This is a genomic window from Cupriavidus sp. SK-3 (assembly GCF_000611145.1).
Lineage (GTDB): Bacteria > Pseudomonadota > Gammaproteobacteria > Burkholderiales > Burkholderiaceae > Cupriavidus.
Genome location: NZ_JFJV02000035.1, coordinates 70,013 through 88,685, shown reverse-complemented (window position 1 = coordinate 88,685; position 18,673 = coordinate 70,013). Strand labels below are relative to the sequence as shown.

General features: G+C 66.9%; 18 protein-coding genes and 1 pseudogene. 14 read left to right on the top strand and 5 right to left on the bottom strand.

Annotated features, from left to right (window positions below; all coding sequences use genetic code 11):
• Window positions 1-215: pseudogene (locus tag CF70_RS37305) on the bottom strand (hypothetical protein); the annotation flags it as partial.
• A gap of 5 nt (window positions 216-220) precedes the next feature.
• Between CF70_RS37305 and CF70_RS03985 the strand changes: the two are divergent.
• Complete coding sequence (locus CF70_RS03985; protein WP_035860653.1) at window positions 221-802, top strand: TetR/AcrR family transcriptional regulator; 582 nt, start codon at window positions 221-223, stop codon at window positions 800-802.
• Here the strand turns inward: CF70_RS03985 and CF70_RS03980 are convergent.
• A complete protein-coding gene (locus CF70_RS03980; protein ID WP_035860649.1) occupies window positions 799-2,166 on the bottom strand; it encodes an APC family permease in 1,368 nt (455 codons plus the stop codon). The genes CF70_RS03985 and CF70_RS03980 overlap by 4 nt on opposite strands.
• Window positions 2,167-2,356: 190 nt before the next feature.
• Window positions 2,357-3,229: a LysR family transcriptional regulator gene (locus CF70_RS03975; protein WP_035860646.1), complete on the bottom strand. Its 873-nt coding sequence runs from the start codon at window positions 3,227-3,229 to the stop codon at window positions 2,357-2,359.
• A gap of 167 nt (window positions 3,230-3,396) precedes the next feature.
• Here CF70_RS03975 and CF70_RS03970 point away from each other — a divergent pair, with 167 nt between their 5' ends.
• The 5 genes from CF70_RS03970 to CF70_RS03950 all read left to right on the top strand — a co-directional run bounded on the left by CF70_RS03970 (window position 3,397) and on the right by CF70_RS03950 (window position 8,854).
• Complete coding sequence (locus CF70_RS03970) at window positions 3,397-3,999, top strand: cysteine hydrolase family protein (protein WP_200876688.1); 603 nt, start codon at window positions 3,397-3,399, stop codon at window positions 3,997-3,999.
• A gap of 196 nt (window positions 4,000-4,195) precedes the next feature.
• Window positions 4,196-5,194, top strand: coding sequence for a lipopolysaccharide heptosyltransferase I (gene waaC / locus CF70_RS03965; protein ID WP_035860643.1), 999 nt, complete (start codon window positions 4,196-4,198; stop codon window positions 5,192-5,194).
• 574 nt (window positions 5,195-5,768) lie between these two features.
• A complete protein-coding gene (locus tag CF70_RS03960) occupies window positions 5,769-6,383 on the top strand; it encodes a TetR/AcrR family transcriptional regulator (protein ID WP_035860641.1) in 615 nt (204 codons plus the stop codon).
• A gap of 49 nt (window positions 6,384-6,432) precedes the next feature.
• On the top strand, window positions 6,433-7,659 hold the full coding sequence (locus CF70_RS03955; RefSeq protein WP_035860638.1) for a YbfB/YjiJ family MFS transporter: 1,227 nt from the start codon (window positions 6,433-6,435) through the stop codon (window positions 7,657-7,659).
• A gap of 73 nt (window positions 7,660-7,732) precedes the next feature.
• Entirely contained in the window at window positions 7,733-8,854 is a 1,122-nt protein-coding gene (locus CF70_RS03950) for an NADH:flavin oxidoreductase/NADH oxidase (protein WP_035860636.1), read from the top strand.
• Between the two features lie 70 nt (window positions 8,855-8,924).
• Here CF70_RS03950 and CF70_RS03945 read toward each other — a convergent pair whose 3' ends face one another.
• Both CF70_RS03945 and CF70_RS03940 read right to left on the bottom strand, forming a co-directional pair.
• Window positions 8,925-9,908, bottom strand: a complete 984-nt coding sequence (locus tag CF70_RS03945; RefSeq protein ID WP_035860633.1) for a Bug family tripartite tricarboxylate transporter substrate binding protein — start codon at window positions 9,906-9,908, stop codon at window positions 8,925-8,927.
• An 82-nt stretch (window positions 9,909-9,990) separates the two neighbouring features.
• Window positions 9,991-11,088: a porin gene (locus tag CF70_RS03940; protein ID WP_035860631.1), complete on the bottom strand. Its 1,098-nt coding sequence runs from the start codon at window positions 11,086-11,088 to the stop codon at window positions 9,991-9,993.
• Between the two features lie 491 nt (window positions 11,089-11,579).
• Here CF70_RS03940 and CF70_RS03935 point away from each other — a divergent pair, with 491 nt between their 5' ends.
• From CF70_RS03935 to CF70_RS03900, 8 genes are all read left to right on the top strand, one after another.
• Window positions 11,580-12,461, top strand: coding sequence for an alpha/beta fold hydrolase (locus CF70_RS03935; protein ID WP_051648022.1), 882 nt, complete (start codon window positions 11,580-11,582; stop codon window positions 12,459-12,461).
• A gap of 271 nt (window positions 12,462-12,732) precedes the next feature.
• Window positions 12,733-13,038, top strand: coding sequence for a recombinase-like helix-turn-helix domain-containing protein (locus tag CF70_RS03930; RefSeq protein WP_035860630.1), 306 nt, complete (start codon window positions 12,733-12,735; stop codon window positions 13,036-13,038).
• Window positions 13,039-13,157: 119 nt separating this feature from the next.
• A complete protein-coding gene (locus CF70_RS03925) occupies window positions 13,158-14,225 on the top strand; it encodes an aromatic ring-hydroxylating oxygenase subunit alpha (RefSeq protein ID WP_035860628.1) in 1,068 nt (355 codons plus the stop codon).
• The gene (locus CF70_RS03920; protein WP_035860626.1) at window positions 14,218-14,988 is read left to right on the top strand and encodes an SDR family oxidoreductase; all 771 of its coding nucleotides are present in this window, start codon (window positions 14,218-14,220) and stop codon (window positions 14,986-14,988) included. The genes CF70_RS03925 and CF70_RS03920 overlap by 8 nt, the downstream gene beginning before the upstream one ends.
• 17 nt (window positions 14,989-15,005) lie before the next feature.
• Complete coding sequence (locus CF70_RS03915) at window positions 15,006-15,542, top strand: cupin domain-containing protein (protein ID WP_035860623.1); 537 nt, start codon at window positions 15,006-15,008, stop codon at window positions 15,540-15,542.
• A gap of 68 nt (window positions 15,543-15,610) precedes the next feature.
• Window positions 15,611-16,441, top strand: coding sequence for an IclR family transcriptional regulator (locus CF70_RS03910; protein WP_035860620.1), 831 nt, complete (start codon window positions 15,611-15,613; stop codon window positions 16,439-16,441).
• Between the two features lie 5 nt (window positions 16,442-16,446).
• Complete coding sequence (locus CF70_RS03905) at window positions 16,447-17,250, top strand: SDR family oxidoreductase (RefSeq protein WP_035860619.1); 804 nt, start codon at window positions 16,447-16,449, stop codon at window positions 17,248-17,250.
• Window positions 17,243-18,673 (top strand): thiamine pyrophosphate-binding protein (locus CF70_RS03900; protein WP_035860616.1); only part of this gene is annotated, 1,431 nt, incomplete at its 3' end. The genes CF70_RS03905 and CF70_RS03900, both read left to right, overlap by 8 nt.

The window sequence follows — 18,673 nt, the reverse complement described above, 5'->3', positions numbered from 1 at the left end:
ACACGGATGGCGCCCGTACCGGCAAGTTCGATGTATTCACCGAAGGCGCCAACGCCTGAACGCGATGTCGTGAAGTGAATCAACCTGTCAGCCAATGAGTCTGGTGGTGCATGCAAAGAGCCGGTAGCACCGGCTTTTTGCCATTGATGCCGGGAACAACCTCCGGCAAGGGCACCGCCAACGCTTCCCGAGGGTCCGCCGAAAGGTGGATGCATGCCATATGACCACCCAATCCGTACGCGAACAACTGCTTGAGCACACCCTGGTGCTGGTGCGGCAGCGGGGCTTCAATGGCTTCAGCTATCGGGACCTCGCCGAGAGGGTGGGGGTCAAGACCTCCAGCATCCATTACTACTTCCCCTCCAAGGAGGACCTGCTGACGGCGGCGGTGACGGAATACAGCGCGCGCATCTCTGGGTATGTGCGCGACATCGACACTAGCCTGCCCGTGGCCGAACAGGCTCGCGCGTATTTGAGGCCCTGGCACGCTACGGCGGGCGGTGACGCGATCTGCCTGGTGGGCATGCTATCCACGGAAGCCTTGCTGCTGCCCGAGGCGGTGCATCGCATCCTCAAGGATTTCTATCGGCTGAATGAAAGCTGGCTCACCCGCTTGCTCGAAAGCGTGCCGCGGAACGGGCGGGCTACGCAGAGCCATGCCATGCCATTGCCTCCTCAGTCGATGGCGCAAGCGGTCTTCGGCGCCCTGCAGAACGGGCTGGTGGTGGCGCGCCTGTTCGGCGCCCCCCAGCGTATCGAAGCCGCGTCGGATCTGCTGATGGCGTCCGTTGCCGCCGCCTAAGCAGGCAGTTGGCGCCGCCGGTTCAGCCAGAGCGGCACGGCACCGGCGGCGATGCCGCCCAGGGCAACCACGCGCGTGGCCAGGTCGAAACTCGGGATGCTGTAAAGCGCGATAAACCACAGGAACGCTGCGCTGCCAGCCGGCCAGAGCACCCGCAACAACAGCCTGGCCGGCGTGCGTGCGGCATGGCGCAGGGAGTACCAGGCGCAGGCGAATCCTGCCAGTCCGTAATAGAACGCCACCTGGAAGCCGATGGCGTTGACCGAGTCCCGGATGATCTGGCCCACGCTGCTGAAGCCCGCGGACAGGGCCAGCAACAGCAGGCCGAACGATGCAATCGCGGTTGTCGCCACCCACGGCGTGCGCCAGGTGCGATGCAATGCGGCATAGCGCGGGTGCAGCAAGCCATCGCGGCCTTTGGCGTAAAGGGTGCGGGTGAACTGCAGGATCGAGGTTTCCAGCGTCCCCACGGTGCTGAGCATGACGGCCAGTACGGCCAGGTAGTCCCACGGGCGCGGCAAGAGCCGGGCGGCGAGGGCGAACACGGTATTGGTGCCGGCACGGCGGATGTCCTCGTCGCTCAGTACCGCCAGGCTGGCGACGACGAAGGCCAGGAACAGCGCAAGGACGATGAGCATGGAAAGTACGGCCCCGTGTCCGGGCGCATGTTCAGGATCGCGTGTTTCCTCTGTCAGGTTGGCCGTCACGTCCCAGCCCCAGAAGAAGAACAGCGCCACCAGCGCGCCGTTGGCAAACAGTTGCGGCGTAAAGCCGGCTGGCGATAACCATGACAGCGAGAGCGGATGCGCAAGCGGCAACGGCGCCCGCAGCAGGGCTGCGAGCACGATTGCCGCCAGCACGCCCACCTCGGCCAGCGTCATCGCCACCTGGGTATAGCTGGTCAGCTTGATGCCCTTGATCACGACGGCGCTTACCGCCAGCAGCCAGCCCGCTGCGACCAGCGTGACCACGGGCGGGCGTTCGGCCAGCGCCGGATCGAACAGCAGCAAGGTGGCGGTCGCGGCGGGAATGGTGCCCGACACCATGAATACCGCCGAGGCCACCAGCAGCGTCCAGCCCGCGAAGAAACCCAGCACAGGATGAAAGATCTCGGACACCCAGGTATAGCAGGCGCCGGCGTTGGGATGCAGCTTGTTCAGTTGCTGGTAGGACAGCGTCACGCCGAACATGATCAGCCCGCAGTACAGCAGGCTGGCCGGCGCCAGGACCCCCACCGTGGCGACCAGGGTGGCCGTGGTTGCCGCGAGGCTGAAGGCGGGTGCCGTGCCCGCCACGCCCATCACCACGGATTCGCCCAGCCCGAGCGCGCCTGCATCCAGCTTTGCCGGTGAGTCCCGGTCCATGGTGGTGCTCCCGGTGCGGCCGGGTTGCCGAGGGCGGCAAGCCGGCTTGCCAATCATCGCAATGAGCGCGCTACCCGCGCCACGGCGCGTGCCGTTGTGCCGGCATGCCTTAGCCAACTATACTGCCTGCCCCCGCGCTTTCAACGGATTCCGCCGTCACCGGCGGCGGCCAACGTCCATATTGCAAGGTTCAAGGGCATTGCCGCAATTCGCCGGCCAGCCAGTCGATGACCGGCCGGAACCGTGACGCGCCGCGAAATTCCTGCGGATAGGCAAGCCAGATCTCCCGCAACACCTCCGGCACCTCGCGCACCAGCGTGAGCCGCGTATCGTCGCGCGCCAGGTAATGCGGCAGCAGGCCGATACCCAGGCCGGTGCGGATTGCCTGATGCACCGCCAGCAGATTGTTCGACTGGAAACCCTTGCGCGCTGCCAGCGCCCGCGTCCATTCGGCTTCCGGCAGGGCCAGGCCTTCGTCCAGCAGGCCGCACAGCGGCGCGGCAGCGAGATCCTGCTCGTTCCAGGCGCCGGCCCCGGCTGGCCGTGCCGGGGCATAGAGGCCGAAGCGCATGCTGCCGGCGCGCTGCGCGATCACGTCGCTTTCCTGGGGCCGCGCCAGACGCACCGCGATGTGGGCGCGGCGCCGGGCCAGGCTGGCGATGCGATTGTCCGTTTCCAGCCGGACTTCCAGTTGCGGGTGCGCGCGATAGAGCGCGAACATGCGCGGCGTCAGGAAGTGGCTGCCGAGCGTCGCGGTGCAGGCAATGCCGACTACGCCGGAAACGCCGCCGCCGGCGTCCTCCACTTCGCGTAGCAGGCGTTCGGCCGAGTTCTCCATCTGTTGCGCCGCGGCCAGTGCCGCGCGGCCGGCGGCGGACAGCGCGAAGGCGCCATCGGTGCGCGTCGCCACGGGCTTGCCGAGCGCGGTCTCCAGCCGGCGGATGCGGCGGATGGCGGTGGCGTGCGTGACCTCCAGTTCGCGGGCGCAGGCCGAATAGTTGCCAGTCCGGATCAGCGTGGACAGGGTCAGCAGGTCATCCCAGTGCAGTGAGCGTTTTTGCACAATGGTTGTGAGGCAATTGAGAATTGGCGAACAGGATAGCGCGGCTTATCATCGCTTGCATGGTTGCCGCCACCGTGGCGCCTGCCTGTACCAGATCAATACCCGATCAATACCCGCTCAGTACCGGCTCAGTACCGGCTTACTCACCGACTTCGAAAGGAATCACGATGGCCGCACCCTTCACCTTGCTTGACCTCGCCGGCGCCAGCCGCGCTCCTTCGGCCTGGGAGGCAGCCACCCTGGTCTTGATCGACCACCAGCGCGAATACGTGGACGGCAAGCTGCCGCTGACAGGCATGCCGGCGGCCATCGCGGCCTGCGGCGAACTGCTGGCGCTGGCGCGCCGCCACGGCAGCCCGGTGGTGCACGTGGTGCATCACGGCCGGGCCGGCGGTGGCGCCTTCGATCCGGAAGGGCCCTACGCGGCCATCGTCGCGGGGCTGGAGCCGCAGGCCGGTGAACATACCGTGGTCAAGGGCCTGCCCAATAGTTTTGCCGGTACGACCCTGGCGGGGTTGCTGGAAGAACTTGGCCGCAAGGAGCTGATCGTGGCGGGTTTCCAGACCCATATGTGCGTGAGCGCGACGGTGCGGTCCGCACTCGATCATGGTTATCGCAGCACCGTGGTGGCCTCGGCCTGCGCCACGCGCGACCTGCCGGACCCGCTGGGCGGAGCGCCCCTCGCGGCGGCGGAAGTGCACCGCGGCTCGCTGGCCGCCCTGCATGACCGTTTTGCCACGGTCGTGGCCAGCGCAGCCGCCTGGCGCTGATTGGCGGGGCGGGCTGCGCGTTAGCGCAAGCCGAAGGAAAAGATGGCATGGCGCGGGCGCGCGGCGAGTGTCGCGCAGACCCCATTTCAGGCGGGTGCACATTGGGTAATGCGTGCGCGGGCTATGGCCCTGGTGCATACTACGGCCTCGCCGCAAGCCGGCGAAGCTTGTCCGCAACCCGACCCCCGCCTTATCCATGAAACGCATCCTCCTCATCAAGATCACCTCGCTTGGCGATATGGTGCACACCTTGCCGTTGGTGTCCGACCTGCGCCGCGCTTATCCCGAGGCCAAGATCGACTGGGTGGCCGATGCTTCCTGCGCCGATATTCCCCGCTGGGCCGTGGGCGTCGACCGCGTGATCGCGCCGCCGCTGCGCGGCTTCAAGAAGTCCCGTAGCTGGGCCGACCTGCGTGCCATCTTCGGCGCGCTGTGGGCATTGCGCCGCGAAAAGTACGATGTGGTGGTGGATGTGCACGGCGTGTACAAGAGCGCCATCGTGGCCTGGCTGGCGCGCTCGAGCCGGCGCCTGGGCTACGCCGCCGAGTATCTGGGCGAGGCGCGTGCCGTGTTCGCCTATACGCAGATCTTCGGGCCGCACGGAGACGCCACCGCGCGCCACAAGATGCGCATGGTGGTCGCCAACGCGCTTGGCTACGCACTGGATCCCGTCGAACATTACGCGCTGCGCGTGCCGGCGCCCGCCGCGCCGCTCAATGCCGATGGCGTGCCGCGCGCCATGCTGTTCCACGCTACCTCGGTCGAGGCCAAGAAATGGCCTGCGCAGCGGTGGATCTCGGTCGGCAGGACGCTGGCTGGTCGAGGCTACAAGATTCAGTTGCCCTGGGGCTCGCCCGCCGAGCGCGAGCAATCGGAGGCGCTGGCTGCCGAGATTCCCGGCGCCGAGGTGTTGCCGCGCATGACCATTACCGAATGCGCGCAACGGGTGGATGCCGCCGCGCTGGTGGTCGGCACCGACACCGGCTTCGTCCACCTGGCCGATGCGCTGGGCAAGCCGTCGGTGATGCTGTTCACGGTGACCGACAGCCAGCATTTCGGGATCGACACGCCGGGGCAGTCTGTCTCCGTGGGCGCACGCGGCGTGGTGCCCGAGGTCGAAGAGGTGCTTGCCGCGATCGACCGGGTCGCCGGCGGTCAGGCCAGGCCGCAAGTGGCGGCTGCCAGCCTGGGCTGAGCCGGCAGCCGATCCGGGGCTGCCCGCGTCGCGGCCAGGGCTGATCAGCCGGCCGCCGCGGGCGCTTCAACACGTCACGCGTTGATCGCTCGCCCGCCCCGCGCGCCGGACGCCGGATGTGCCGGGCGGGCACGCCGCCTGGGCGATGGCTTGCCGTCGCACCGGCGCTGCCGCCAAAACTTCATCTAGCCGCCTATCAGCCGCCCATCAGCCGAAGCGCGTTCAGTTGGTGTTCCAGGCATCCCTGCATCACCTTCCCGTTGTCCACGTAGATCCCACGATGGCTGTAGCTGCGGCGCTGCGCGCCCAGCGGCGGTTCGCTGTCTGTCTCGACATCCTATGCCCGTCCGGGTGGCTTTCACAGCGCAATAGCCTGCCACGCCTTCGCACATGCGCCGATGCCGCTATCTGGCCGCATTTCATCTTGATCATTTGTTGAACATTCCCCTCGCCCCCTAACGGTTATTCGCATTCACCTTGCGTTCTATATCAATCGATATACAATCCATTTTGTGGCGTGTGATACAAAACATATCCATCCCGTTCCACCTCAGTCAGCCAAGCCGGAGCAACCATGGCGCGACCCCGCGAATTCGACGAACAACAGGTGCTGGAAGCAGCCGGAGATGCCTTCTGGGCGAACGGTTTCGAAGCCACCTCCACGCGCGATCTCGTCAAGTGCATGGGTTTGACGCAGCCCAGCCTCTACAACGCCTTCGGTGACAAGCGCGGGCTGTTCCTGCGCGCGCTGGAGCACTACCTGGAGCGCACGCTGCACGAGCGGATCGCACGGCTGGAATCGTCGCAAACGCCTGGCCATGCCATCGCGGCCTTTTTCGGCGAGATCGTCGATCGTTCCGTTGCGGACGCGCGGCACCGCGGCTGCATGCTGGTCAATGCCGCGGTGGAGTCGACGCCGGGCGACGAGGCATGCCGCCAGGGCATCGCCGGCGAACTTGCCCAGATCCAGGCTTTCTTCCAGCGCTGCATGGAGGCGGGGCAGGCAAGCGGCGAGGTGCCGAAGGTCCTCCCGGCAGCGGACGCGGGCGCGCACCTGCTGGCGGTCCTGCTGGGGGTGCGAGTGCTCGCCCGGGTCAGGCCGGAACGCGCGCTGCTCGCCGGCGCCGTCAGTCCGGCGCTGAGCCTGCTCGGCCTGCCGCCGCTGCCCGTCGCGGCCGGCACGGCATGAGCCGCACGCCGGCACAGCGAACCACGTATCGAATCCGCAGGAATGCATCATGTCTGAAAACACAGCCACGATCCCAGGCCCCATGGCGTCGACGCTCGATGCTCGCGCACTGTTCGCCACCCTCGCCGGGTTGTGCGGCAGCCTGGTAGCCATCGGCCTCGCGCGCTTCGCCTACACGCCGCTGATTCCGCCGCTGATCCAGGCGCACTGGTTCACGTCGTCGCAGGCGGTGACGCTCGGCGCGGCGAATTTCGCCGGCTACCTGGCCGGCGCGCTGCTGGGCCGTCCCATTGCCAATGCGCTATCCAACCGCCATGCGTTGCGGCTGTTGATGCTGATCGCAACGGCCGCCTTCTTTGCCTGCGCGTACCCGTTGTCGGTGAGCTGGTTCTTTGCCTGGCGCTTCGCGTCCGGCGTCTCGGGCGGCGCCATCATGGTGCTGGTGGCGACCACGATCCTGCCGCATATCCCACCCGCCCGGCGCGGTTTTGCCAGCGGCATGATCTTCCTGGGGCTCGGACTCGGCATTGCGGCCTCGGGCACCATCATTCCCAGGTTGTTGCAGCTGGGCCTGAAGGACACTTGGATCGGTCTCGGCGCGTTCGCGGCCATCCTGACCGCCGTGAGCTGGTTCGGCTGGCCGGGCTCGGCCCCCGCAGCGCCGGCACCGGCTGCCGGTACGCAGCCGGTCAGGCGCGGGAACACGGCATTGCGCGTGTTGTACGCCCAGTACGCCGCGAACGCGCTCGGGCTTGTGCCCGCCATGGTGCTGCTGGTGGACTATGTGGCGCGCGGGCTGGGCCGGGGTGCGGAGACCGGTGCCGGGTACTGGGTCTTGTACGGTGTCGCGGCCATCGCGGGGCCTGTCGTGTGCGGCAATGTGGCCGATCGCATCGGCTTTGGCGCGGCTTATCGCATCGCGTTGCTGTTGCAGGCGATTGCCGTAGCCACGCTTGCCTTGTCCGGCAACCCGATTCTCATTGGCGTCGCCACCGTGGCCCTGGGCATTTTCACGCCCGGCATCGTGCCGCTGGTGCTCGGGCGTATCCAGGAAATGGTGCCGCATGACCATCTCGAGCAGCGCGCCGCGTGGAGCCGCGCCACCACGGCCTTCGCCTTGTTCCAGGCACTCGCCGGCTATGGCTACTCCTACCTGTTCACGCTTTCGCACAACAACTATGCGCTGATCTTCCTGTGCGGCGCGGCGGCGCTGGCCTTGGCGCTGACCGCCGACATCCTGACGGGGCGCAAGCCGCAGCCAGTCGCCGCGCCCTGATGAAAACAGGTAGGCGTCCTAGAATGAACGGGCGCCACGCACAAGTGCCAGGACACAGCAAGGAGTCGTACCCATGAGTCAAAGCCGGTTATTCCAACCCTTATCCATTGGCAATCTGCGGTTGGAAAACCGCATCGTGATTGCGCCAATGTGCCAGTACTCCGCCGAGGAGGGCACGGCCGGCGACTGGCACATGATTCATCTCGGCCAGCTTGCGCTGTCCGGCGCCGGAATGATGATCATCGAGGCATCTGCCGTGTCGCCGGAAGGGCGCATCACGCCGGGCGATCTTGGCCTCTATTCGGATGCGAATGAGGCGGCCCTTGGAAAAGTGATCGGCGCAGCCAGGGCGCACGCGCCGATTGCGCTTGCGATACAGCTTGCCCATGCGGGGCGCAAGGCATCCAGCCACGCCCCCTGGGACGGCGGCAGCCAGATACGGCCAGACCAGCCGCTGGGCTGGAAGACGGTGGCGCCCTCCGCTGTGCCGCACGCGGAGGGCGAGGATGCGCCGCTGGCCCTGAATCGCGCAGGCATGGACAAGGTGCGCGACGATTTCGTCGCCGCCGCCGTTCGCGCGGCGCGTCTCGGGCTCGACGGCATCGAACTGCATTTCGCGCATGGCTACCTGCTGCACCAGTTCCTCTCGCCGCTGGCGAACAAGCGCGAGGACGAGTATGGCGGCAGCGTGGAGAACCGCATGCGTTTCCCCATCGAGGTGTTCGACGCGGTGCGTGCGGCATTTCCCGCCGACAAGCCGGTGTGGGCGCGCATCTCAGCCACCGACTGGGTGCCTGGCGGATGGGATATCGAAGGCACGGTGGCGCTGTCGAAGGCGCTCAAGGCGCGTGGCTGCGCGGCGATCCATGTGACCACCGGCGGCGTCTCGCCGGCGCAGGCCATCAAGCTGGGGCCCGGCTACCAGGTGCCCTATGCGCAGCGGGTCAAGGCCGAGGTCGGCTTGCCGACCATCGCGGTGGGGCTCATCACCGAGCCCGAGCAGGCCGAAGCCATCATCGCCAACGGGGAAGCGGATGCGGTTTCGCTGGCGCGCGCCATGCTCTACGATCCGCGCTGGCCGTGGCACGCCGCGGCCAGGCTTGGCGCGCAGGTTCATGCGCCGAAGCAGTACTGGCGTTCGCAGCCACGCGAGTACAAGGATCTGTTTTTCGATGCCAGCTTCGGGCAACGCTAGTCACGGTGTCAGCGAAAATTCAACGAAAAACGGCCCGCCGGAAGGGGCGGGCCGTCATCGCCAGCTTGCGTCAGTCGGCCTGGATGCCGAACTCCTTGACGATCTTTGCATAGCGCGTTGAATCGGAGGCGATCAGCTTGCCCAGCGTGCCGGGTTCGCCGCCAACGGGCGTGACCGCGATGGTGGCCATGCGTGCGACCACGTCGGGCATCTTCAGGATGTCGTTGACGTGCGCGTTCAGCGTCTTCACCAGCTCCGGGGAAAGTCCCTTCGGCGCCAGCAGCGCCTGCCAGGCGCCGACGTCCACATCCTTGTAGCCCAGTTCGAGCAGCGTCGGCACGTTCGGTGCGAACGGCGAGCGCTTCAGGTCGGCCACTGCCAGCGGCACGATGCTGCCGGCCGTGATGTACTGGCCCACCGCGCCGAGCGTGGAGTAGGTCATCGGCACCTGGCCGCCCAGCACGTCGACCACCGCCGGCGCCGTGCCGCGATACGGCACCTGCGCGATCTTCACGCCAGCCGCCTTGTTGAACAGCTCGCCAAGAATGTGCATGGGCGAACCGTTGCCCGGGCTGGCGTAGGTTTGCAGGCTGCCGGATTTGGCGCGTGCGACCAGGTCGGGCAGCTTGGTGATCCCGGAGTTCTTATTGACGACCACGAAGAGCGACTGGATGCCGATCTGCGCAATGGGCGTGAAATCGTTGCGCACGTCGTAGGCGGCCCCGGTGCCGCTCTTGAGCACCAGCGGCGCGATGGCGACCGTGTTGGGCGCGACCAGCAAGGTATAGCCATCGGGCGCGGCCTTGGCGACGTAAGCGCTGCCGATCGTGCCGGCCGCGCCGGTGCGGTTCTCGACCACGACGGACTGGTGCAGGCGCGCGGAGAGTTTTTCCGCGAGCAGGCGGGCCAGCACGTCGGTATCGCCGCCGGCGGGGTAGGCGACGACCAGCGTAAGGGGTTTGCTGGGATAGGCCTGCGCGCAGGCGGTGCCTGCCGCCATCACGGCGGCCGTGGCTGCGAGGGCAGCAAACAGGTTGCGGGTTGCAAACATCATGATGAGACGCCTCTGGGTAGACTTCGCGCCGGATGGGACGATCCGTTCCATCCGGCTTGCGCCGCGTGGCGGCGCGCGGACTTTAGAACGTGTGCTTGATGCCGATCATCGTGCCCAGCTGGTTGCCGCCGGGCTTGGGGTTGGAGCCCGTCTGGGCGCCGCTGACCGACTGGGCAAGCTGGCCGCCGTTGTCGATGAAGCCGGCCGTGGCATACACGGAGGTGCGCTTGGAGAAGGCGTAGGTACCACGCAGCGCGTACAGCATCGCCTTGTTGTCGCTGTTGTGATACTTGAGGTAGTAGACTTGGCCGGCCAGCGTGAACGCGGGCGTGATGTCATACGCCAGGCCGGCGTACCAGAGGTCGCTGCGCGGCGTCGGGCTGCCATCGTTGTCGCGGCGGATCACGCCCAGGCCCATCTTGGTCTTGGACAGCAGTACATAGCCGTTGAGCGAGAGCCGGTCGTCCGACTGGTTGCTCCTGGACAGGCCGCCGAATGCTCCGGGTCCGCCACGCAGCGAGTCATAGGCCGCTGCCACGCCCCACCACTTGTTGTCGTACTGGAGCAATGCCGACCATTCGCGGCAAGCCTTTGAGTCGGCCGGATTTTCGCCTGCGCAATTGGTGCCGGCCGGGCTCGGGCCCGCATTCACCGTATCGCGGCCAAAGCTGTAGGTGGCGCCCAGCGTGAAACCGCCAAACGTGCCCTTGTAGGAAACGGCGTTGTCGGCGCGCGCGTTCGGCAGATAGCTGTCGAGGGAGCCCGAGCCGTACACGTTGGGGCCGAGGATGTCCGGGTCCAATGTGGCCCAGAACAGCATGGTGTACTGGCGGCCCAGGGCCACCTGGCCCCAGGGGCCGGAGAGGCCCACCAAAGCTTGCCTGCCGAACAGCCGGCCACCCTGGTTGGACGTGCCGGAGTCTGGCGCGAAACCGGATTCGAGCACGAACAGGCTCTTGAGGCCGCCGCCCAGATCCTCCGTGCCGCGGATGCCCCAACGTGACGGCACCGTCCCGGTCAGGGTGTTCATGCGGAACACGTTGTCCTTTGCCGCGCCGATATTGTTCACGTACTCGACGCCGGTATCGACCACGCCGTACAGCGTCACCGTCGATTGGGCCGAGGCCAGCAGGGGTACCGTGGCTGCAAGGGCAGCCAGCGCAATCCGTCCAAGTTTCATTGATCGATTCCTCTTCCTTGTCCACCGCATTGTTTTGTTGGCGTCGCCATGCTTCGCCAGACCATTACCCGGTCCGGATGGGTGCATCTCTGGTTGTGCACGTTCCGGCTTTTTGTTTTATATGTGAAACAACAGATTACATAAGAAACAACGAGCAAAATATAGCCGTTCACTTCCGGAAAAACATGGGCGGGAAATCCCTAGTGATGTGGAGACGCGACGAGATAGCGCCGCATAAGCGGCATCCGCGGCACAGCGGTGCACAAGAACGGTGCGATGGTTCGGTAGGGCAAGACTCCGCCGTGCGCCTGCGAACCGCACGGCCGCTGGGACCGGCGATAGCCGGCGTGCCGGGGCATGTCCGCTGGCACCAAAACGTGACAGCGCTGCGGTTCAGGGAAGTTTTTTTGCGAGGGGGTTAACCCTGATCAATTTCCGGCAGCAGGCGGTCTATATTTCCTAGGTTTTATTTGCAAACTACAGTTTCATATATGGAACAAAATGACCCATCCCAGGCAATCCAGCCTGCGCCAGCGCTGCTCCGGGCGCTCGACACCGGCTTTACGGAGCGGCGAGTGGCTACCGGCAGCGACGGCGCGCAAATCGCTTACCGTCGCGGCGGAAGCCACGGCCCGGTCGTCGTGCTGTTGCATGGCATCAGTTCCGGCGCGGCTTCCTGGTTGCCATGCGCGAGCCTGCTGGCGGCCGATGCCCGTGTGATTGCGTGGGATGCGCCCGGTTATGGCAATTCGCAAGCGTTGCAAACCGCTGCGCCCACGGCAGCCGACTACGCCCGGAGCCTGGCGGGCCTGCTGCGCGCACTGGACGTGCGGCCCGATGTGATCGTCGGCCATTCTCTCGGCGCGTTGATGGCGGCGGCCTATGTGGCGCAAGCCGGCCCGGCGCAGCTTCCCGGACAGCTGCTGCTGCTCAGCCCGGCCCAGGGCTACGGCGGCCCCGGCAAGGCTGACAAGGCAAAAGAGGTGGCCCGCCAGCGGCTCGACGCACTTGCGGCAGTCGGGGTGGAGGGCTTGGCCGAGCGTGGTCCGGGCCGCCTGCTGAGCGCCGCGGCCGACGCCGATGCGCAGGCCTGGGTGCGCTGGAATATGCGCCGCCTGGACCCGGACGGCTACCGGCAAGCCGTGGCGATGCTGTGCGCAGACGATATCGGCGCTTATCTCGCGCGTCGGAACCCGGGCGTCAGTGTGCGGGTCGGCTGCGGTGCACTGGATATCGTGACGCCGCCGCCAGGATGCGCGGCGCTGGCGGAACGCTTCGCCCTGCCGTTCGACCTGGTGCCCGATGCCGGTCATGCCTGCTATGTGGAGCAGGCAGGTTCTGTCGCCCGCTGGATTCGCAGCGCGCTCGCCTGACACGTCCACCGGGCGCGGATACGGCTGCGCGCAGCCGTGCCGCGCCTTTCCGCACCGTTTTTCCCAGCCCGCTTCCGGCGTGCTTCCGGCCGGTCCCCGGCCCCGTGCCCAGTCCCAAGTGGCATTGGCTTATCTCCAGGGTAAACCCCACTCTATTTTTAAAGTTTCGTTGCCTATAGTGGTGTCTGTGTTCAATATTTAAATCAGCGTTTTACAGGCGAAACAAAACGCTGGATCAGCGGACTGGCAACAAGGTCAAAGGAGCAGCGCAATGGAGAACCTCGCATACAACCCGAACCTGGCGCCCTGGGAGCGTCCGGCTCCGAACAATGTCGCCGGCAAGGGCCACATCGAGCAGCCCGGCAAGGTGGCCAATATCGTGTGGCAGACCCGCGCTGCCGTGCCCACCGCTTATGAAGACGCGCTCGGCGATGCCCTGGAGGCCGCTTTCGAGGGCGGTGCCAGGAGCCCGGCGGACATCGCGCAAGCGTTCAACGACGCCGGCCTGCTGGGCGCGGATGGCCTGGCCTGGACCGAAGAGCGCTTCCTCGCCGAAATGCGCCGTCTGGGCGCCTGAGAGCCTGAAGCCAAGAGGCAGTTCAAGAACATCAACGCGATTGCGTCATGACGGGCGGCGAAACAAGGCATGCCCTTCCGAGATAGCGATCCGATCCGGTACCCGCAAGAGAGCAAACAATGGAATCGAACAAGCAAGCGCGTGCTGAGGCGCGCCTGAACGCCGGCCTGCATAACTACTGGTATCCGGTATCGGCCGCGTGGGCGGTCACGCATGCGCCGATCGGCATTACGCGCCTGGGCCAGAACATCGTGCTGTGGCGCGACGGCGCCGGCCAGGTGCACGCGCTGGAAGACCGCTGCCCGCACCGCGGCGCGCGCCTGTCGATGGGCTGGAACCTCGGCGACCGCGTGGCCTGCTGGTACCACGGCGTGGAAGTCGGCGGCGACGGCCAGGTCAAGAGCGTGCCGGCCGTGGACAGCTGCCCGCTCGAAGGCAAGACCTGCGTGCGCAGCTACCCCGTGCGGGAAAAGGCCGGCGCCATCTTCCTGTGGTTCGGCGAGCGCGCGCCGGTGGAAGGCGAGGGCGGTGCCGATGCGCTGCGCCTGCCGGAAGAACTGGAGAGCGACGAGCACAGCAACTTCCTGTGCGTGGCGCACTGGGACTGCAACTACCGCTACGCCATCGACAACGTCATGGACCCGATGCACGGCGCCTACCTGCATGCGGTATCGCACTCGATGGCTTCGGGTGAAAAGCAGGCCGTGATGGCCGTGCGCGAAACCGATACCGGCCTGGTATTCGAGAAGACCGGCCAGCGCGGCGTGAACTTCGACTGGGTGGAATTCGGCGAGACCGGCACCCTGTGGCTGCGCCTGGCGATTCCCTACCGCGCCAAGGTGGGCCCCGGCGGCCCGTTCGGCATCGTCGGCATCGCCACGCCGGTCGACGAGGAGCACTGCATGGTGTTCTTCTGGCGCACCCGTCACGTGCAGGGCTGGGAGCGCGATGTCTGGCGCTTCCTGTACCGCAACCGCCTGGAAGGCTTGCACTGGGACGTGCTGGAGCAGGACCGCGTGGTGCTGGAGATGATGGCGCCGAATGCGCGCGAGCACGAAACGCTGTACCAGCACGATGTCGGCATCACGCGCGTGCGCCGCCTGCTGCGCCGCCGTGCCGACCAGGAAGTCGCCGACGAGCCGGTCGCCATGCTGAAGCCCGTGGGCGGGGTGGCAAGCCATGCCTGAGATCGACCGCAACAATCTGCTGGCCGGCCGCCGCGTGCTGGTAACCGGCGCGGCGCGCGGGCTGGGCCTGGCCTTTGCCACCGCGATCGCCGAAGCCGGCGCCGCTGTCGCGATGGCCGACATCCTCGCCGACCGCTTGCACGAGGAAGCTGCCGCGTTGCAGGCCCGTGGCCTGACGGCGCTGCCGCTCGCGCTTGACCTTGGCAACCCCGAATCGGTGACGGCCTGCGCCGCCGCCGCCGTGGCCGGGCTTGGCGGCCTGGACGGGCTCGTCAACAACGCCGCCGTCACCGACTCCGGCGGCCGCGACGCCAGCGCCATCGACATCGCCACCTGGGACCGCGTGATGAACATCAACGTGCGCGGTACCTGGCTGATGACTACCGCCTGCCTGCCGGCACTGCGCGCCTCGCGCCGCGGCGCCATCGTCAACCTCGCGTCGGACACGCCGCTGTGGGGCGCGCCAAACCTGCTGGCTTACGTGGCCAGCAAGAGCGCCATCATCGGCATGACCCGTTCGCTGGCGCGCGAGCTGGGCGACGACCAGGTCACTGTCAATGCCATCGCACCGGGGCTGACCATGGTGGAGGCGACGGAATACGTGCCGCAGAAGCGGCGCGACCTGTATCGCGAGCAACGCGCGATTTCCCGCGAACAGCTACCCGAGGATGTTTCCGGGGCCGTGCTGTTCGCACTATCCGATCTGTCCCGCTTCGTGACGGGCCAGACGCTGGCCGTCAATGGCGGCTTCGTCATGCACTGAGTCAACAAGGAATCCAAATGAGCGATCTTTCCCAACAAGACAACATCAAGCGTTCCTGGGAGCAGCCGTCCGGCGCTTCCTTCGACCAGTGGATGGAGACCCGCGTCGCGCGCTTCTCCACCCGCCGCTACGACTGGGACGCTCTCAAGTTCCAGGCTGACTACGATCCCAAGTACCGCCGCGCGCAGATGCGTTACCTCGGCACCGGCGGCACCGGCGTGGCCACCGACACCAATACCGTGCCTTCCGAGAATTTCACCTTCTCGACCATGATCATCCCAGCCGGCCACGAAGGCCCGTCGCACCTGCACACGGACGTGGAAGAAGTCTTCTTCGTCATGCGCGGCAAGATCAAGCTGATCCTGGAAAAGGACGGCGAGCGTTACGAAACCATCCTGACCGACCGCGACCTGGTCTCGGTGCCCCCCGGCGTGTACCGCGAGGAAATCAATATCGGCGAGGAAGACGCGCTGATGTGCGTAATGCTCGGCGCCAAGAAGCCGATCACGCCGACGTACCCGCCCGAGCATCCGCTCACCAAGGTCAAGCGCTGAAAAGCGAGAAGCCGGCGCGCCAAAGCAACCGCGGCCGTGCGCCGGACCCAGTGGAACACGAACCTCTCATGACTCAAGAACGCCTTCCGGAAGACAGCCAGGACAAGTACATCGTGCCCGGACTGGAGCGCGGCCTGCGCCTGCTGGCCGAGTTCAGCCGCCGCGACCGTACCTTGTCGGCGGCCGACCTGGCGCGCCGGCTCAAGGTGCCGCGCTCCACGGTGTTCCGGCTGCTGGCCACGCTGGAGATGATGGGTTTTGTCGAACGTACCGACGGCGGCCGCGACTACCGCCTCGGCATGGCGGTGCTGCGCCTGGGCTTCGAGTACCTGGCTTCGCTGGAACTCACCGAGCTGGGACGCCCGCTGCTGGATCGCCTGCGCGACGACATCCGTTACCCGTGCAACCTGGTGGTGCGCGACGGCCGCTCGATTGTCTATGTGGCCAAGTCGGTGGCGCCCACGCCGTTCAGCAGTTCCGTCACCGTGGGGACCCGCCTGCCGGCGCACGCCACCGTGCTCGGACGCGTGCTGCTCGAAGACCTGACGCTGGCCGAGTTGCGCCAGCTCTATCCGGAGCCGCGCCTGGAAGCGTTCTCGCCCAGCACGCCGGGCACGGTCGAGGAACTGTTCGAGATGGTGCAGCGCGACCGCGAGCGTGGCGTGGTGCTGCAGGAAGCGTTCTTCGAGGCCAGCATCTCGACCATCGCGGCACCGGTGCGGGATCGTACCTGCAAGGTGGTGGCCGCGCTGGGCGTGACCATCCCGGCCTCGCGCATCGATCCGGAGCAACTGGACATGATGGAAGACAAAGTCAGAGACACCGCGGGCGAGCTGTCCCGCCTGCTGGACTACCGGCCGCGTGAGCACGGCAAGGTGGTCAACCTGTATCGGGAGTGAGGACGATGTCCATGATTGAACTCGACGGCAAGGTTGCCGTCGTCACGGGTGGATCCTCGGGCATCGGCCTGGCCACCGTCGAACAACTGCTGGAGGCGCGCGCCGCCGTGGCGCTGTGCGGCCGCAACGAAGCGCGGCTGCGCGAAGCGGAAAGCCAACTGCGCGCACGCTTCCCCGAAGCCCGCCTGTACGCCGCCGCCTGCGACGTGCTGGACCCCGCGCAGGTGGCCGCCTTTGCCGCCGCCAGCGAGGCCGCGCTCGGCCCGGCCGACATGCTGGTCAACAACGCAGGGCAGGGCCGCGTCTCCACGTTCGCGAACACCGAGGACGCTGCATGGCTCGAAGAGCTGCAGCTCAAGTTCTTCTCGGTGATCCATGCCACGCGCGCATTCCTTGCGCAACTGGAGCGCTCGGACAGCGCGGCAATCGTCTGCGTGAACTCGCTGCTGGCCGTGCAACCGGAGCCGCATATGGTGGCGACGTCCGCGGCGCGTGCCGGCGTGCATAACCTGGTGCGCTCGCTGGCAACCGAATTCGCCCCCAAGGGCATCCGCGTCAACGGCATCCTGCTCGGCCTGGTCGAGTCGGGCCAGTGGCGCCGGCGCTTCGAAGCGCGCGCGGAATCCGAGCGCGACCTCGACTGGGCCGCGTGGACCGCGCGCCTGGCGCAGCAAAAGCATATTCAACTTGGCCGTCTTGGCCTGCCGCAGGAAGCCGCGCGCGCGATCCTGTTCCTTGCCTCGCCGTTGTCTTCGTACACCACGGGCAGCCACATCGATATTTCCGGAGGACTTTCCCGTCATGCGTAACGAACAGCAACAAGTCACGGTGGGCTACGCCATCGCCGCCTTCCTCGAACAATGCGGCGTCAAGGCTGCGTTCGGCGTCATCTCGATCCACAATATGCCCATCCTCGACGCGATGGGTGAACGCGGCAAGATCCGCTTCGTCCCCGCGCGCGGTGAAGCGGGCGGCACCAATATGGCCGACGCCTGCGCCCGCACCACGGGTGGCCTGGGCGTGTGCCTGACCAGCACCGGCACCGCTGCCGGCAATGCCGCCGGCGCCATGGTGGAAGCGCTCACCGCCGGCACGCCGCTGCTGCACCTGACCGGCCAGATCGAAACCCCGTACCTGGACCAGAGCCTGGCCTACATCCACGAAGCGCCGGATCAGCTCACCATGCTGAAGGCCATCTCGAAGGCCGCCTTCCGCATCCGCAGCGCGGATACCGCGCTCAGCACGATCAAGCTCGCCGTGCAGACCGCACTGACCGCGCCGAGCGGCCCCGTCAGCGTGGAAATCCCCATCGACATCCAGGCCGCGCTGATCCCGATGCCAACCGACCTGCGCCCGCTGGCCGTGCCCACGCATGTGCCCTCGGCCCATGCGCTGGACGAACTGGCCGAGCGCCTGTCCAAGGCCAGGCGCCCGCTGCTGTGGCTGGGCGGCGGCGCGCGCCACGCCGGCGCGCAGGTCAAGCGCCTGCTGGCGCTGGGCTTCGGTGTGGTCACGAGCACGCAAGGCCGCGGCATCGTGGCGGAAGACGATCCCCGAACGCTTGGCGCCTTCAACCTGCACAAGCCGGTGGAACAGTTCTATCAAAGCTGCGACGCCATGCTGGTGGTGGGCTCGCGCCTGCGCGGCAATGAAACGCTGAAGTACGAACTGGAGCTGCCGCGCCCGCTGTTCCGCGTGGACGCCGATGCCTCCGCCGAAGGCCGCTGCTACCAGAGCGACTACTTCGCCAGCGGCGATGCGGCGCTGGCGCTCGAAGGCCTGGCCGACCGCCTGGAAGGCAAGCTGAAGGTTGACCCGAATTTCGCCGCCGACCTGCGCGCCGCGCACGAGACCGCCATGAGCGGCCTGATCGACGGCCTGGGCCCGTACTCGGCACTGGTGGAGGCGCTGCAGGGCGCGGTAGGCCGCAACTTCAACTGGGTGCGCGACGTTACCGTCTCCAACAGCACCTGGGGCAATCGCCAGCTGCGCATTTTCGACTCTCGTGCGGGCGTGCATGCGCTGGGCGGCGGCATCGGCCAGGGCCTGGCGATGGGCATCGGCGCGGCAGTGGGCGCGGCGGTGACTGCATCGGGCAAAAAGACCTTCTGCCTGGCCGGCGACGGCGGCTTCATCCTGAACCTGGGCGAACTCGCCACCGCGGTGCAGGAGCGCGCCGATGTGGTCTTCGTGCTGATGAACGACAAGGGCTACGGCGTGATCAAGAACATC

Coding starts and splice junctions, on each gene's coding strand:
- CF70_RS03910 (WP_035860620.1), top strand. CDS start 15,611: ATGACTCAAGAACGCCTTCCGGAAGACAGCCAGGACAAGTACATCGTG.
- CF70_RS03960 (WP_035860641.1), top strand. CDS start 5,769: ATGGCGCGACCCCGCGAATTCGACGAACAACAGGTGCTGGAAGCAGCC.
- CF70_RS03905 (WP_035860619.1), top strand. CDS start 16,447: ATGTCCATGATTGAACTCGACGGCAAGGTTGCCGTCGTCACGGGTGGA.
- CF70_RS03945 (WP_035860633.1), bottom strand. CDS start 9,908: ATGATGTTTGCAACCCGCAACCTGTTTGCTGCCCTCGCAGCCACGGCC.
- CF70_RS03915 (WP_035860623.1), top strand. CDS start 15,006: ATGAGCGATCTTTCCCAACAAGACAACATCAAGCGTTCCTGGGAGCAG.
- CF70_RS03920 (WP_035860626.1), top strand. CDS start 14,218: ATGCCTGAGATCGACCGCAACAATCTGCTGGCCGGCCGCCGCGTGCTG.
- CF70_RS03980 (WP_035860649.1), bottom strand. CDS start 2,166: ATGGACCGGGACTCACCGGCAAAGCTGGATGCAGGCGCGCTCGGGCTG.
- CF70_RS03955 (WP_035860638.1), top strand. CDS start 6,433: ATGTCTGAAAACACAGCCACGATCCCAGGCCCCATGGCGTCGACGCTC.
- CF70_RS03930 (WP_035860630.1), top strand. CDS start 12,733: ATGGAGAACCTCGCATACAACCCGAACCTGGCGCCCTGGGAGCGTCCG.
- waaC (WP_035860643.1), top strand. CDS start 4,196: ATGAAACGCATCCTCCTCATCAAGATCACCTCGCTTGGCGATATGGTG.
- CF70_RS03925 (WP_035860628.1), top strand. CDS start 13,158: ATGGAATCGAACAAGCAAGCGCGTGCTGAGGCGCGCCTGAACGCCGGC.
- CF70_RS03950 (WP_035860636.1), top strand. CDS start 7,733: ATGAGTCAAAGCCGGTTATTCCAACCCTTATCCATTGGCAATCTGCGG.
- CF70_RS03940 (WP_035860631.1), bottom strand. CDS start 11,088: ATGAAACTTGGACGGATTGCGCTGGCTGCCCTTGCAGCCACGGTACCC.
- CF70_RS03970 (WP_200876688.1), top strand. CDS start 3,397: ATGGCCGCACCCTTCACCTTGCTTGACCTCGCCGGCGCCAGCCGCGCT.
- CF70_RS03935 (WP_051648022.1), top strand. CDS start 11,580: ATGGAACAAAATGACCCATCCCAGGCAATCCAGCCTGCGCCAGCGCTG.
- CF70_RS03985 (WP_035860653.1), top strand. CDS start 221: ATGACCACCCAATCCGTACGCGAACAACTGCTTGAGCACACCCTGGTG.